The following is a 14931-nucleotide window of genomic DNA, read 5'->3' as shown; positions in this document are numbered from 1 at the left end:
TTTCAGGCGCGGGCGGGGGGGCCGCCACGGGTGCCGGGGCCGCTGCTTCCTTTTTGGGGGCGGCTACGGGTTCTGCCGCAACCGGGGTGGCCTGTGGGGCGGCATCGGCAGGCGGCGTGGCCTTGGCGGCACGGCGGATGGGCGATGGGCGGGGCTTGAGGCCAAGGCGATGCGCCTTGCCTACAACGGCATTCTTGGTAACAGATAACTGGCGGCCGATTTCCGCGGTCGATAATCCCTGCTGCCACAGATCACGCAGCCGCGCGATCGTCTCCTCTGTCCATTCCATCGCCATCGTTCTGCACTCCTTACGCGGAATGGAGCGAAACTAGGCGCATCTGCCATCTATCTCAACCGCAGAATGACAGAATCTTGTGGACAGTTCTGCCCATAACCTGTTTGCAACCCGTGTAAAACCGCCTGTGCCCCCTATGGGCTCAGTCGTGGATCAGCTTCACCTTGCCATCCTCGACCCCCATGGTCAGGCGACCGGCCTTGAGTTCACGCGCAAGCTTGCCAAACACCGTATTGCGCCAGCCGTGAAAAGCGGGAATATCCGCCGCGTCATCCAGCGCGAAACGGTCAAGATCCTCTGATGACGCCACAAGTTTCGGGGCCACGCGATGGGCCTCGCAGCAGGTGGCGAGCAGGACCTTGAGCAGGGCGATCAGGGCTGCCGACGGGCGCGGCGCATCCTTGCCCCGCCCCTTGGGCAGGCGCGGCAGGTCGGCTTCCGGCACGGCCTGGGCCTCGGTCACCGCCTCAAGCAGGGACTGGCCGCTGCGCCCTTCGGCAAAGCCGCGCGAGACGCCGCGCACGCGGGCCAGCGCATCGACCGTGTCAGGCGCCGTGGCCGCGATCTCCATCAGGCTTTCATCCTTGAGCAGGCGCTGGCGCGGCACGTTGACGCGCTGGGCCTCGCCCTCGCGCCAGGCCGCCACCGCGCGCAGGATACCCAGCATGCGCCGGTTATTGGTGCGCGGGCGCATCTTCTCCCACAATGTCAGCGGGTCGGGGCGGAAGGTGGCGGGGTTGTTCAGCGTGTCCAGTTCGGCGGCAACCCAGTCCAGTCGGCCCTCACGCTCAAGCTGGGCCAGCAGCTTGGCATAGACCAGCCGCAGATAGGTGACATCCGCCGCCGCATAGCCGATCTGGGCCGGTGAAAGCGGGCGCGCCGACCAGTCGGAAAAGCGGTGCGACTTGTCGATCTGCACGCCGAGCAGCGACGAGACGAGATTGTCATACCCCACCTGGTCGCCATAGCCCGCCACCATGGCCGCGACCTGCGTGTCGAACAGGGCGGCGGGCAGGCGGTCGAACAGGTGCAGGAAGATTTCAAGATCCTGCCGTGCCGCGTGAAAAACCTTCACCACCGCCGCATCATCCAGCAATCCGCCAAGGCTGGACAGGTCGAGGCCCGGCGCGGTCGTGTCGATCACCACGACCTCGTTCTCGCCCGCAAGCTGCACAAGGCACAGCTCCGGCCAGTACGTGCGCTCGCGCACGAATTCCGTGTCAATGGTTACAAACGGCTCCTGGCGCAGTCGCGCCGTTACAGCCTCAAGCGCCGCCGTGGTGGTAACCAGCACAGGAGCGGGAAATTCGGGTCGGGATACACGTGCCATTCCGTGCAGTTATCATGACGGCACCGGGTTGCGGAAGCAGGGAAAACCACATGCCCCCTCCCCGCATTTCCATTGACGCGGCCCAACGCCTTGCGGCATCAGCCCCCTATCCCTTTTTTTCATTGCGGACGGACCCGCCCATGACCTCCAGTTCCACCCAAGATGATGGCAGCCAGTTCCTGACGCAGCTCGGCCAGAACAGTGCCCAGCCCGCAAGCCCCGAGGAAGCCCGCCTTGAACGCGTGCCCGCCCCTGACCGCGGGCGGCGCTACGTGGTGCGTTTTACCGCGCCCGAGTTCACCTCGCTCTGCCCGGTCACGGGGCAGCCCGACTTCGCCCATATCGTGATCGACTACATTCCCGATGAATGGATTGTGGAGAGCAAGTCGCTCAAGCTGTTCCTGACCAGCTTCCGCAACCATGGCGCTTTCCATGAGCGGTGCTCCATGCAGATCGCCACCACGCTGGTGGACCTGCTCAGGCCGGTGTGGCTACGCATCGGGGCCTACTGGTACCCGCGCGGCGGCATGCCCATTGATGTGTTCTGGCAGACCGGCACCCCGCCGGAAGACGTGTGGATCCCCGCGCAGGACGTGCCGGGCTATCGCGGACGCGGCTAAATATCTGTTTTGAAATAATAAAAGTTTTCGGGTGCCGCCTTTTTTTTCACAAAGGCGGCATTCTTTTTGAAGCTTTTTGAAAAAAGCTTCACCAAAAACTTTTGCAAGTTTTCAGCGATACTTTCCCGGGCTGACGGTCAACGCGCCCCATAACAAAAAAGCGCCCATAAGGGCGCTTTTCCTGTCCGGCCATACATCCGCCACCAATGCAGGCAGCGGGGGCAGGCTGGCTATGGTGTCAGAGCGACATGCCCGGAATGGCGGACTGCGCCGCCTCGATCTCGGCCCGGGCCGACTGCATCTTGTCCATGAGGATATCGAGCGCGGGCACGTTCATCTTGTCCGCTTCCTCATAGGATTTTTCCAGACCCGCCAGGCGGGCTTCCGCATCGTCAACCGACAGGTCTTCGAGCTTGGTGGCCCGGTCGGCAAGGATGGTGCAGTGGCTTGGCGCGATATCGGCAAAGCCGCCCGCCACGAAGAAGCGATGCGCAACCGCATCGCCTTCATAGATGTCAACCACGCCACCGCGCAGCGTCAGCATGAGCGGGGCATGCTCGGGCATGGCCGCGATGTCACCTTCCGCCCCCGGCATGACAGCCATATCGGCGTCATGCGCGAACAGGACCTTCTCCGGGCTGACAATCTTGACCTTAATGGACATGGTCTCTCTTCCTTGCGTCAGGGGCCGGGGTTCAGGCCGATTCCTTCATTTTCTCGGCCTTGGCCACCGCTTCCTCGATCGCGCCGACCATGTAGAACGCCCCTTCGGGAAGGTGATCATATTCACCCGCCACGATCGCCTTGAACGAACGCACCGTATCTTCCAGCGAGACCAGCTTGCCCGGAGCGCCCGTGAACACTTCGGCCACGTGGAACGGCTGGGACAGGAAGCGCTGGATACGACGGGCGCGGGCCACGATCAGCTTGTCATCTTCCGACAGTTCATCCATGCCGAGAATGGCGATGATGTCCTGCAGGGACTTGTAGGTCTGCAGGATGCGCTGCACGTCACGCGCCACCTGGTAGTGCTCGTCACCCACGATCTTGGGGTCGAGCGAGCGCGAGGTGGAATCCAGCGGGTCAACAGCCGGGTAGATACCCATTTCCGCGATGGAACGGTTCAGCACCGTGGTCGCGTCAAGATGGGCGAAGGTCGCGGCAGGCGCCGGATCGGTCAGGTCATCGGCCGGGACATAAACGGCCTGCACCGAGGTGATCGACCCCTTCTTGGTGGAGGTGATGCGCTCCTGCAGGGCGCCCATTTCCGTCGCCAGCGTGGGCTGGTAGCCCACGGCGGAGGGAATGCGGCCGAGCAGCGCGGACACTTCGGCACCCGCCTGCGTGAAGCGGAAGATGTTGTCCACGAAGAACAGCACGTCCTGACCTTCCACGTCGCGGAAGTATTCCGCAACCGTCACGCCGGACAGCGCCACGCGGGCACGCGCCCCCGGCGGCTCGTTCATCTGGCCATAGACCAGCGCCACCTTGGAGCCTTCGGTCGAGTCGCCATCAAGCTTGATGACGTTCGCGTCCTGCATTTCGTAATACAGGTCGTTACCTTCACGGGTACGTTCACCCACACCGGCAAAGACCGACACGCCGCCATGCGCCTTGGCGATGTTGTTGATCAGTTCCTGGATGATGACGGTCTTGCCCACGCCCGCACCACCGAACAGGCCGACCTTGCCGCCCTTGAGGTAGGGGCAGAGCAGATCGACAACCTTGATGCCCGTGGGAAGGATCTCGGTCGCGGCGGCCTGCTCGTCAAAGGCCGGGGCGGCGCGGTGGATGGGCGAGCGGCCTTCGCACTTCACGGGGCCACGATCATCGATCGGCTCGCCGATGACGTTGAGGATACGGCCAAGCGTGCCCGGACCGACCGGCACCGTGATCTGGCTGCCGGTGGCGGCCACTTCCGCGCCGCGGGTCAGGCCATCGGTGGTGTCCATGGCAATGCAGCGGACTTCGTGCTCGCCGATTTCCTGCGCCACTTCGAGCACCAGGGTCTGGCCATTGAGCTGAACGTGCAGCGCATCGAGGATATGCGGCAGCGTACCCTCGAACTGTACGTCAACAACAGCACCGCGGACCTGGGTCACACGACCAACGATATTGCTTTTGGGCGCCTGCGTGGAGACAGGAGCCTCTTGAGTTGTGGTTTCCGACATGGGACAGCTCCTGTGAGCGTGACGATCGATCCTCAGACAGCCTGGGCGCCCGAGATGATCTCGATGAGTTCATTGGTGATGTTGGTCTGGCGCGTACGGTTGTACTTGAGCGTCAGACGATCGATGGCCTTGCCAGCGTTACGCGTCGCGTTATCCATTGCCGTCATCCGCGCGCCGTTCTCGCCCGCCGCCGTTTCCAGCATGGTGGCATAGATCTGCACCTGCAGGTTGCGCGGCAGGAGGCTGGACAGCAGCGCGCCCTCGTCGGGCTCGAATTCATAGGCCGCGACCTGTGCGCTGTCCGCGTTGTCATTTTCCGGCAGGGCAAGCGGAATGAGCTGCATTTCCGTCGGCGTCTGGGTCATGACGTTGCGGAAGCGGTTGTACACCAGCGTGCAGACGTCAAACTCGCCCTTTTCAAGCAGGGATGAAATCTGCTCGCCCAGTTCAGCCGCGGCCGAGAACGGTATCTCCTTGCCCGCCGCCAGATGGCGGTGGCCGATGATCAGGTCCGAAAAATCACGCGACAGGAAGTCGTATGTCTTGCGGCCCACCGGCAGGATCTTGACCGTCTTGCCCTCGGCCTGGAGCTTGAGCACCAGGTTGCGGGTCGTGCGGTTGATGTTGGAGTTGAATGCACCGGCCAGACCACGGTCGCTGGACATGGGCACCAGCAGGTGCACCTTGTCCTGCCCCGTTCCGGTCAGCAGCGCGGGCTGTCCGCCTTCGCCCGCCACGCTGCGGGCCACTTCGGCCAGCATGCGGCGCATTGCATCGGCGTAGGGCCGGGCGGCCGCTGCACGGGTTTCAGCCCGACGCAGCTTGGCCGCCGCCACCATCTTCATTGCGCTGGTGATCTTTCGCGTCGATTTGACGCTACCGATCCGTGCGCGCAGGTCCTTCAGGGAAGCCATGGTTGCCCGATCTTCCTCAGTTGGCGAACTGACGGCCGAACGTCGTCAGGAAATCGTTCAGGCGGCTTTCGATGTCCTTCGTCAGCTGGCGCTGGGTCCGGATCGATTCCAGGATATCCTTGCCCGACGTGCGAACATCATCAAGCAGGCGCTTCTCGTAGTTGGTGACCTCGGCCACCGGCACGGAGTCGATATAGCCACGCGTGCCGGCATACAGCACCACGACCTGCTCCTCGACCGAAAGCGGCGAGGTTTCAGGCTGCTTGAGCAGCTCGACCAAGCGCGCGCCACGGGCGAGCTGCTTCTGGGTGGCAGGGTCAAGATCGGAGGCGAACTGCGAGAACGCCGCCATTTCACGGTACTGCGCCAGTTCGAGCTTGATCTTGCCCGCAACCTGCTTCATCGCCTTGATCTGCGCGGCCGACCCCACGCGGGAGACGGAACCGCCGACGTTCACGGCGGGGCGGATGCCACGGTAGAACAGGTCGGTTTCCAGGAAGACCTGACCATCGGTGATGGAGATCACGTTGGTCGGGATGTAGGCGGACACGTCACCGGCCTGCGTCTCGATCACCGGCAGGGCGGTCAGCGAGCCCGCGCCGAACTTGTCGGACATCTTGGCCGCACGCTCGAGCAGGCGCGAATGCAGGTAGAACACGTCACCAGGGTAGGCTTCACGGCCCGGCGGGCGGCGCAGCAGCAGCGACATCTGGCGGTAGGCGACGGCCTGCTTGGACAGGTCATCATACACGATCAGGGCATGCATGCCGTTATCGCGGAAGTATTCGCCCATGGAGCAGGCGGCATACGGTGCGAGGTACTGCATCGGCGCCGGGTCGGACGCGGTGGCGGCCACGACGATGGAGTATTCCATCGCGCCGGTCTCTTCGAGCGTGCGCACCAGCTGTGCCACGGTCGAGCGCTTCTGCCCGATGGCAACATAGATGCAGTAGAGCGACTTGCTCTCGTCACCAAGCGCGTTGACACTCTTCTGGTTGACGATGGTGTCGATCAGGATGGCGGTCTTGCCGGTCTGGCGGTCACCGATGATCAGTTCACGCTGGCCACGCCCGATGGGCACGAGCGCGTCGATCGCCTTGATGCCGGTCTGCATCGGCTCGCTGACGGACTGGCGCGGCATGATGCCCGGCGCCTTGATTTCCGCGCGCTTGCTGATGACTTCACCCACGAGCGGACCCTTGCCGTCGATCGGGTTGCCGAGGCCATCGACCACGCGGCCGAGCAGGGCCTTGCCGGTGGGCACTTCCACCACCTTGCCGGTGCGGGCGACGGTGTCGCCTTCGCGCATTGCGCTGTCATCACCGAAGATGACAACACCGACATTGTCATTCTCGAGGTTGAGCGCCATGCCCTTCTGGCCACTGGCGGGGAAGTCCAGCATTTCGCCGGCTTCAACATTCTGCAGGCCGTAGACACGGGCAATGCCGTCGCCAACCGACAGGATGGTCCCTGTCTCGGCAACGTCAGCGGCCTTGTCGAACGTAGCGATCTGCTGCTTGAGGATATCCGAAATCTCGGAGGGGCGGATTTCCATCACGCGGCTCCCTTCATGGCATGGTGCAGGCGGGTAAGGCGGGATCTGAGACTGGTGTCATACAGGCGGGCGCCTACGCGCACGACCAGACCGCCCAGCAGGGCCGCGTCAACACGCTCCTGGATATTGACTTTGGAATAGCCGGCCTCGGCAAGGCGGCTGCGAAGCTGGACACGCTGCAGGTCGGTCAGGGGGTGGGCGGAGACGACATCCGCCACCACTTCCCCGCGCCGGGCCGCAGCGATAGCCGCCAGCGCGGCAAGAATCTCACGCAGGCGCGGAAGGCGGCGGTTATTCGCCACCACGCCAACAAAATCACGCATGAGGGGGCTGAACCCCTCGGCGTTCAGAACGGCATCGACCGCCCGCGCGCTGTCGCGCAGGTCGAGCGTGCGGTCCGCAAGGACGGTACGCAGGTCGGCACTGCCGTCAATCAGGCTGGCAAGGGCCGTGGCCTGCTCCAGAACAGGATCAAGCTGCTGGCGTTCAGCCGCAAGCTCATAGAGCGCCGTCGCGTAACGACCGGGAAGGCCATTGGCAATGGAGGCGATCGGTATTGAGGTCGTTCCACCCGAATCCACTGTCCGCTTTTCCAATCCAGAATCTTGATTCAAACACAAGCCGCCTGCCCGGAAACCGAGGCCCCGTGCGCTGCTGGCGCGGCTCTAGCACGCAGCGTAAACACACGCAACAGACAGGCGGCGCGCTGGCGCCCCGCTGCGCCATACGACCGCCCGTTTTCAAGCATATGGGCACGCCCCTACCAGAGGTTGGCGGGATCATACATGCCGCATGCCTTTTCGGAAACAGGAAAGCGCCGATTTTGTTGCCTCTCCGCACGATGCGCCGGAGGGAATGGCGGTCAAGATATGCACTTTATGCATACCAATAATGCATTATGCCGAATCAAGCAGCGCCGCGACGGCTGCCGCACTGCGCCGCGCGCGGAGTCCGGTCGAAACCAGCCCCAGCGCCGCAATGCAGCCCGCGCCCACCGCCATGCTCCACCACACCACATGGGTGGCCTGGGGGAAGGCGCTCCACTCCACCACGCCGCCGCGCACGCTTGAAGCACTCATCGCGCCGCCCAACGCGATGCCAAGCAGCGCACCCACCTGCCGGCTTGTCGAGGCAATGGCCGCGGCCACGCCCGCCTGCGCGCGCGGCATGCCCGAAATGGCCGCATTGGTAATGGGCGCGTTGCACAGGCCAAACCCGCACCCGCACAGCCCGTAGGAGGCCAGCAGCAGGCCGAGCGGGCTCAGGGCGTCCAGCCCTGTCAGCAAAAGCGCGCCCGCGCCGAACCCGATGGCCGAAAGCAGCAGCGGCAGCCGCGCGCCATACCGCCCTGTCAGCCGCCCCGAAAGGGGCGCGCACAGCATGGAGCCTGCCGCAAAAGGCAGGGTGCACAGCCCGGCATGCAGCGCATCAAGCCCGCGCACATCCTGCAGGTAAAGCGTGTTGAGGAACAGGAAGGCGCTGAACATGGCGAAGGCCAGCACGGCAATGACGATCGCCCCCGAAAACGGCCATGCCCCGAAAAAGCGCAGGTCGATCAGGGGTGTCGTGGCACGGCGCTCGACAATGACAAACCCCGCGACCGACAGCACCCCGAAGCCGAGGAAACCGGAAATGGCGGGCGACGCCCAGCCGTAATTATGCGCCTCGATCAGCCCTGAGGTGATCATGGCCAGCGCCACGATGGCCAGCAACTGCCCCGGCGCATCGATACCGCGCCCCCGCCCGCCACGGGATTCGGGCACGAAGCGCAGCGTCAGTGCGATGGCGAGCAGCCCGATCGGCACATTGACCCAGAACACCGCCTGCCAGCCCACCCAGTGCACCAGCACGCCGCCCACCACCGGCCCCAGCGCCAGCGCCACGCCTGACGTGGCGCCCCATGTACCGATGGCCTGCGCCCGCGCCCGCGGCTCGACATACACGCTTGTCAGGATCGACAGCGCCACCGGGTTGAGCATCGAGCCGCCGATTCCCTGCACCGCGCGCGCGAACACCAGCATCTCCACGCTGCGCGCCAGCCCGCACAGCGCCGAGCCCGCGCAGAATAGCGCAATGCCGATCAGGAACATCCGCCGCCGCCCGAACCGGTCGGCCAGCGTGCCCACCAGCAGCATCAGGCTGGCCACCATGAGGGTGTAGGCATCCACCACCCATTGCAGGGTGGAAAAGCCGCCATGCATCTGCGCACGGATGGAGGGCAGCACGACATTGACCACCGTGACATCCATCATGACCAGCAGCAGGCTGAGGCAGCAGGTGGCCAGCACCACGCGCGGATGGAGGGTCGGAGAGCCGGTCGATGCCATTGAAATCACCCCTGCCCCATCACGCCGCCCGGGCGGCCTGCGCCCGGATGCCGGATCAGGGCCGAAACGGATTTTTATTGTATGGGGCGTATGGAGCGGGCGAAGGGAATCGAACCCTCCTCAGAAGCTTGGAAGGCTACTGCATTACCACTATGCTACGCCCGCCCATAAGGTTGGCCCATCCATACCGTTTCCGCCCTTTGTCGCGCAAGCCCATAAAGGCGCGCGGGATGCCAAACGCACCAAACTTGTATTTTTATGGTCACGCCCCCTTGACTTTCGGCTCGGTTCATACTTTTTTCCGCTTCCTGTGCCGGGTTCGCATGGACGACCCGAAACGGCGCGGCAGATGCCACGCCATGCGTTTCGGGCCTTCGCAGGCGGCTTTGCAGGGGTGTAGCTCAATTGGCTAGAGCGCCGGTCTCCAAAACCGGAGGTTGCGGGTTCGAGACCCTCCACCCCTGCCATTCTTCCGGTCGGGCATTCCCCTTCCGGCCTGGCACCCGATGGGTCGGGCCACAATGGTCCGCACCGGTTCTTTGGCCCCGCACCGGCTGGTTCATCCGGTTGGTGCGCCGTGGCGTTGCAGGAAGGGTATTTCGTGTCGGTCAGTCCCGCGAAATTTGTTGAAGACGTTCGGGCCGAGGCCAGGAAAGTCACGTGGCCCACACGACGCGCCACCCTGATGACAACGGGTGCGGTGCTGGCCATGGCCGGTCTTGCATCGGTTTTCTTTTTCCTCGTCGACGAGGTGATCGGCCTTGCCGTACGGAAACTCTTCGGACTGGGAGGCTGAGTTCAGCCATGGCCAAGCGGTGGTATGTGATCCACGTCTATTCGGGCTTCGAGAAGAAGATTGCCCAGCACATCACGGAACAGGCCGCCCAGAAAGGGCTGGCCGACCATTTTGGTGAGATCCTCGTCCCTTCGGAAGAAGTGACGGAAGTGCGTCGTGGCCAGAAGGTCAATGCCGAGCGCAAGTTCTTCCCCGGTTACGTGCTGGTCAACATGGAACTGACCGATGAGGCATGGCACCTGGTCAAGGACACGCCCAAGGTCACCGGCTTCCTGGGCAGCAAGACCCGCCCCACGCCCATCCCCAAGGCCGAAGCCGAACGGGCCATGAAGCAGGCGCAGGAAGGTGTCGAACGGGTCCGCCCCTCGGTTACCTTCGAGATTGGCGAGCAGATCCGCGTGGCCGATGGTCCCTTCACCTCGTTCAACGGCACGATCGAGGAAGTGGACGAGGAACGTGGCCGCCTGAAGGTCAGCGTCTCGATCTTCGGCCGCTCCACCCCGGTCGATCTGGAATACAGCCAGGTGGAGAAGGTCTGAGCCTTCTCGCCCCGCTGGTTTGAAAAGCGCCTCCGGGCGCTTTTTTTATGCCCGGAACGCTTTGCAACCTGCCGGGAGAATGCCGCCTTTTTGAAAAAAGGCGGCATCCGGACATTTTTATTCCTTATGCAGGGCAGGCTGCGGCGCGGGCGGCAGGGCCGCAAGGCGCGCTGCCGCCATATCCGCCACCTGTCCGGTCAACTGGCTGAGCGAGGCCACCATGGCCCGCATGCCGCTGCCTGCTGGCGTGGCGGTCAGGTCCAGCGGCACCGACAGGGCATGCGCGGGGTCACCCGCGCGGTGCACCGACAGGCTGCCTGCCAGATGCACGATGCCGGTGGCATCCCGCGCGAAACGGGTCACCTCGACCTCGACAAACCCCTGCGCGGGCACGCTCGTGGCATCGTTCTGGGCAAATATACTCACGCCGGGCAGGCGCTGCTGCAGGTCGGTGGCCAGCACATGGCCAAGCATGGGGGCAAGCGGCTCGCTCCACGCCGCCCCGGCACTTGGCGTCACACTGTAGTCATCCTGCACGCCCACGATGTTCTGCCGGTCGAGCGAGGGCGTAACACCGGGCGTGCGCACCTCGATCACCGCAGGCACGCCTGCGCCAGCGCTGCCTGCCTGCGCCGCGGGCACGGGAGCGAGCGAGTACAGCGTGGGGTCGGTTGACCCGCAGCCGCCAAGTGCCAGCAGCGATGCAACCGCCATGCCTGCGGCCACGGGCCGCGTGGACTGTATGAAATGCCAGAAGGGGCGTTGCATGCTCTTATCGTCCCGTAATCAGTGCCGAGGGGTGATGGGTCAGGAAGTCGGACAGGAAGCGCAGCGAGCGCGCGGCATCGTTGAGCTGCAACATCATCTGCTGCAGGTTGCGCTGGAAGTCGGTATCGCCGCCATAGCTCGACAGCACCGAGTTGGCACTCCTGAGCGTCTTGTCCATGCCGGTCAGCAGTTGCGGCATTTCGGTGCGGGCATCATGCGATATGACCTGCAGGTTCTGCAACGAACTGCGCAGCGCGGTCAGGGCCTGCTTGGTGTCGGGGCTGTTGATGCGGGCATCGGCGTGGGCGAGCAGGCTGTTCAGGTTCTCGCCCATCTGGGTCAGCGGCATCGCGGCGATCTTGTCGCTCACCACCGAGAGCGAATCCATGATGCCCGACATGCCGCCCGCCTGGCCGGGCAGCACCATGGCGTCGCCCTCCATCTCGACCTGCGCGGGTGTGGCGTTCTTCACGAAAGTCAGCCCGATTTCGGATTCGCCTGTCAGCATGCTGGTGCTCTGCACCGAGGCCCGCAGGCCGGATGCCACCTGCATGCGCAACAGCCCGGCCAGCGCATCAGGGGGCACCTGCCGGTTATCGAGCACGCGCTCGGGCTGGAGTTCCATGGCCACGCGCACATGCGCCCTGCCGGTGGCGGGATCGACCTGAAGCTTCACATCGTCAATCATGCCGACCTGAATGCCGAACATGGTCAGGCGGCCGCCCTTGGTCAGCCCGGTGACCGAACTGGTCAGGTACGTGACCAGCGGAATGCGCTGGCGGTACCCGGCGCTATTGGCTTCCTCCGCGCTGTCATAAAGCTGGAAGGCGGTCTCCGGCCCGGCGGTGGGGGGCAGGGTGTTCTTCTCGTTGCGTTCATCGGGCGGATCAAACGCCACCCCGCCCGAGAGCAGCGCCTGGAGCGACTGGAGCTTGACCTTGAGCCCGCCCGCCCCAAGGCCCACCTGCACGCCGGACACGTTCCAAAAGCGCGTGGTGGTGCGCAGGTAGCTGTCATAGGGGGCCTGCACGAAAATCTGCACCCGGATCGGCCCGCGCCCTTCGGGCGGCATGGTGTAGCCGAGCACCTCGCCCACCACCACATCGCGGAAGAAGATGGGCGCGCCCTGGCCAAGCGAGCCGAGCGACTGCGTGATGAGCGTATAGGTATGGCCCGGCTGGTCGGAGCGCACGCCCGGCGGTGATTCGAGGCCGGTGAAATGCGTGGTGTAATGGCCCCCCGCCTCGCCCGCATCCATGGCGATATAGGCGCCGGACATGACCGTCTCGAGGCCGGTCACACTCGCGCCGTTGATGCGCGGGCGCACGACCCAGAAGCGGGCGTGGTCGGTCAGCATGCGGCCGGCCGCCGCCGTCATGCGCACGCGCACCTCGACATGATGCAGGTCATCGCTGAGCCGGATGGAATCGACCGTGCCGAGCGAGACCGCCTTGTTCTTGACCTCGGTCTGGCCGCTGGTCAGGCCATCGGCGGTGTCGAAGCTGATGACAATCAACGGCCCGCGCCCGGTCAGCCCGCGCCAGCCCAGGTAGCCCGCGATGATGATGGCCACGATCGGCACCAGCCACACGACCGAGAAACGGTACCGCCGCGCCTGGGCCTGCGGCACGCTGGCGTTGGAATTACCGGGAGGAAAATCGTCATTCACGCCAGATCTGGCTCCATGCTGGCCGGGCGTGTTTCCGCCGGCGAAAGGGAAGGGGCCGGGTCATCATGATCCACCGCCGCCACCACGCCGGGCGGCAGGCCATCGGTCACCGGGCCGTTGCGCCCTGCCGCATCCCACATGATGCGCGGGTCAAAGCTCCAGGCGGCCAGCAGTGTCAGGATCACGACGGCGGCAAACGCCACCATCCCGGCATTGGCCGTAACGCTGGCCATGAAATTGAACCGCACCACCGCCACCAGGATCGAGATCATGAACACGTCGATCATCGACCACCGGCCCACCATGTCGACCACCCTGAACAGCCTTGTCCGCGCGACAAGGTGCCCGCGCGCGCCGCGCCATGTCTGGCTGATCATCCAGCCCAGGCTCGCGATCTTGAGCATGGGCACGGTGATGGAGGCAAAGAACACCAGCAGCGCCAGCGGAATCATGCCATCGGCCCACAGTTCGAGCGCGCCTTCGATGATGGTGTGCCCCCCCCCGCCGCCCATGCGCGTAAATGTCATGACCGGGTAGAGGTTGGCCGGAATATAGAACACGACCGCAGCGATGAGGAAGGCGGTGGTGCGGGTGAGCGTTTGCGGCAGGCGGCGCCAGACCTTGTGCTCGCAGCGCGGGCACACCCCCACGCAACGCAGGTTCGAGACCGGGTGCGCCAGTTCCCCCACCAGCCCGCATGAACTGCACGCCACCAGATGATCGACCGGCGGCAGGCCGATGTCATCCACATGCGCGTAATCCACCAGGACCCTGCCCCCCCCTTCGGCGCGGGTGAGCGAATCGATGCGGCGGTGCTGCCAGATCATTTCGGTATCAAGCGTTGAATCGGTGGCCGCCATGGTCAGCATCAAGGCACCGATCAGGTACACCGCAGGCCCCACATCCACATGCGCCATGTCGGTCAGCTTGGTATAGGCCACGAAGATGCCCAGGATATAGACCTCGACCATCGACCACGGCCGCAGCTTGTCATACCAGACCAGAATGCGCGGCCCCCAGTCGGGCAGTTGCGGGCGGGCGGCGGCATACAGGATGGCGAACATGAACCCGATCGCCACCGCGGGGGCCAGAATGGTGACCGCGCCCACCAGAATCCCGGCCTCGCCCCAGCCCTCATGCATGAGTTCCATCGGCCCGGTCAGCAGGTCCACGGTGCGCTGGCGGCCATACACGTCCAGCGTCATGAGCGATGAGGCGAGTGCCGCTAGGTAGAACGCCGCCGAGCTGATGCAGAAGGCCAGCGGTGTCGCCAGCGGCGCCGTGCGCCGCCTGCGCGCGAGCTTCTGCCCGCAGCGCGTGCACAGCGCCTGCTGGCCGGGCGCGAGTTCGGGCAGGCGCTGGTACAGCCCGCAGCCGGGACATTCCGACAGGCCGCCAATAATGCGGATATGCGGCACGGGGCCGATGCCCGCATCATCACAGCGCATCTGCCGGGAGGAAAATGACATGTTCATCTGCCCCCACCATATAGACCAAATTAAAATGGGGAATGCCGCAATTGATATATTGCATCATGCCAGCCCATCGTTTATCAGACGCCACAGGTTTGCCGACATAGCTCAGGGGTAGAGCAACTGATTCGTAATCAGTAGGCCCTCGGTTCAATTCCGAGTGTCGGCACCATCCATATTCTTTATAAATAATGCTTTTTAAATGTTATCCTGGTCAGCGCGCGGCCCATATCCGGCGCCGGGATAACAACAGGGTAACTTTTTTTTCCCGCTCCTGCGCCACCCAGGAACCGTTTGATCAAATCAGACAGGAGTTTCTGGTGAATCTTTTTTCAAAAAGCTTCAGGGAACGCCGCCTTTTTGGGGCCTGTTGGGAATTATCGTGAATTGATGATTGCAGCGGAGAGATAAATCATCGCTGCGAATGATCTGTCTGTCTTGTCGCTCCGCGTGGCGATACGCTTGAACTCCTTGA

14 protein-coding genes and 3 tRNA genes are annotated in these 14931 nt (G+C 64.1%); 5 read left to right on the top strand and 12 right to left on the bottom strand.

Features of this window, described 5'->3' with window-relative positions:
- Together HNW77_RS15680 and rnd are read right to left on the bottom strand one after the other, a co-directional pair.
- A partial coding sequence (locus tag HNW77_RS15680; RefSeq protein WP_241694522.1) for a GcrA family cell cycle regulator occupies window positions 1–295 on the bottom strand: 295 nt, incomplete at its 3' end.
- Between the two features lie 142 nt (window positions 296–437).
- Window positions 438–1625, bottom strand: coding sequence for a ribonuclease D (gene rnd, locus HNW77_RS15675; protein ID WP_172158908.1), 1188 nt, complete (start codon window positions 1623–1625; stop codon window positions 438–440).
- 140 nt (window positions 1626–1765) lie between these two features.
- Here rnd and queF point away from each other — a divergent pair, with 140 nt between their 5' ends.
- Window positions 1766–2245 carry a preQ(1) synthase gene (gene queF, locus HNW77_RS15670; RefSeq protein ID WP_172158907.1) on the top strand — a complete coding sequence of 160 codons (480 nt, stop codon included), beginning with the start codon at window positions 1766–1768 and terminating at the stop codon, window positions 2243–2245.
- A gap of 238 nt (window positions 2246–2483) precedes the next feature.
- Here the strand turns inward: queF and atpC are convergent, their stop codons facing one another.
- The 7 genes from atpC to HNW77_RS15635 form a co-directional block, all read right to left on the bottom strand.
- Window positions 2484–2909: an ATP synthase F1 subunit epsilon gene (gene atpC / locus HNW77_RS15665; RefSeq protein ID WP_172158905.1), complete on the bottom strand. Its 426-nt coding sequence runs from the start codon at window positions 2907–2909 to the stop codon at window positions 2484–2486.
- Window positions 2910–2940: 31 nt separating this feature from the next.
- Window positions 2941–4416: a F0F1 ATP synthase subunit beta gene (atpD, locus tag HNW77_RS15660; protein WP_159261878.1), complete on the bottom strand. Its 1476-nt coding sequence runs from the start codon at window positions 4414–4416 to the stop codon at window positions 2941–2943.
- 32 nt (window positions 4417–4448) lie between these two features.
- Window positions 4449–5330, bottom strand: coding sequence for a F0F1 ATP synthase subunit gamma (locus HNW77_RS15655; RefSeq protein ID WP_172158904.1), 882 nt, complete (start codon window positions 5328–5330; stop codon window positions 4449–4451).
- 16 nt (window positions 5331–5346) lie between these two features.
- Entirely contained in the window at window positions 5347–6885 is a 1539-nt protein-coding gene (gene atpA, locus HNW77_RS15650; protein ID WP_172158902.1) for a F0F1 ATP synthase subunit alpha, read from the bottom strand.
- Window positions 6885–7481: a F0F1 ATP synthase subunit delta gene (locus tag HNW77_RS15645; protein ID WP_172158901.1), complete on the bottom strand. Its 597-nt coding sequence runs from the start codon at window positions 7479–7481 to the stop codon at window positions 6885–6887. The genes atpA and HNW77_RS15645 overlap by 1 nt, the downstream gene beginning before the upstream one ends.
- A 300-nt stretch (window positions 7482–7781) precedes the next feature.
- Entirely contained in the window at window positions 7782–9212 is a 1431-nt protein-coding gene (locus tag HNW77_RS15640) for an MFS transporter (protein ID WP_172158899.1), read from the bottom strand.
- 91 nt (window positions 9213–9303) lie between these two features.
- Window positions 9304–9377, bottom strand: a tRNA-Gly gene (locus HNW77_RS15635).
- A 225-nt stretch (window positions 9378–9602) separates the two neighbouring features.
- Here HNW77_RS15635 and HNW77_RS15630 point away from each other — a divergent pair.
- The 3 genes from HNW77_RS15630 to nusG all read left to right on the top strand — a co-directional run bounded on the left by HNW77_RS15630 (window position 9603) and on the right by nusG (window position 10547).
- Window positions 9603–9679 (top strand) — tRNA-Trp (locus HNW77_RS15630).
- Window positions 9680–9813: 134 nt separating this feature from the next.
- Window positions 9814–10008, top strand: a complete 195-nt coding sequence (gene secE, locus HNW77_RS15625) for a preprotein translocase subunit SecE (protein ID WP_007397644.1) — start codon at window positions 9814–9816, stop codon at window positions 10006–10008.
- Between the two features lie 8 nt (window positions 10009–10016).
- Window positions 10017–10547: a transcription termination/antitermination protein NusG gene (gene nusG / locus HNW77_RS15620; protein ID WP_061275675.1), complete on the top strand. Its 531-nt coding sequence runs from the start codon at window positions 10017–10019 to the stop codon at window positions 10545–10547.
- Between the two features lie 117 nt (window positions 10548–10664).
- On the opposite strand, the gene HNW77_RS15615 is transcribed toward nusG, so the two are convergent.
- From HNW77_RS15615 to HNW77_RS15605, 3 genes are read right to left on the bottom strand one after another with little or no spacing between them, the layout of a single operon-like run.
- Window positions 10665–11315 carry a PqiC family protein gene (locus HNW77_RS15615; RefSeq protein WP_172158898.1) on the bottom strand — a complete coding sequence of 217 codons (651 nt, stop codon included), beginning with the start codon at window positions 11313–11315 and terminating at the stop codon, window positions 10665–10667.
- A gap of 4 nt (window positions 11316–11319) precedes the next feature.
- Complete coding sequence (locus HNW77_RS15610) at window positions 11320–12984, bottom strand: MlaD family protein (protein WP_172158896.1); 1665 nt, start codon at window positions 12982–12984, stop codon at window positions 11320–11322.
- The gene (locus HNW77_RS15605) at window positions 12981–14459 is read right to left on the bottom strand and encodes a paraquat-inducible protein A (RefSeq protein WP_172158894.1); all 1479 of its coding nucleotides are present in this window, start codon (window positions 14457–14459) and stop codon (window positions 12981–12983) included. The genes HNW77_RS15610 and HNW77_RS15605 overlap by 4 nt, the downstream gene beginning before the upstream one ends.
- A 94-nt stretch (window positions 14460–14553) precedes the next feature.
- Here HNW77_RS15605 and HNW77_RS15600 point away from each other — a divergent pair.
- Window positions 14554–14628 (top strand) — tRNA-Thr (locus tag HNW77_RS15600).
- Window positions 14629–14931: the final 303 nt, after the last annotated feature.

It is taken from the genome of Komagataeibacter melomenusus, from assembly GCF_013155395.1.
Classification (GTDB): Bacteria; Pseudomonadota; Alphaproteobacteria; order Acetobacterales; family Acetobacteraceae; genus Komagataeibacter; species Komagataeibacter melomenusus.
Note: the sequence above shows the minus strand (reverse complement) of the source record. Positions and strands in the feature narration are given on the sequence as shown.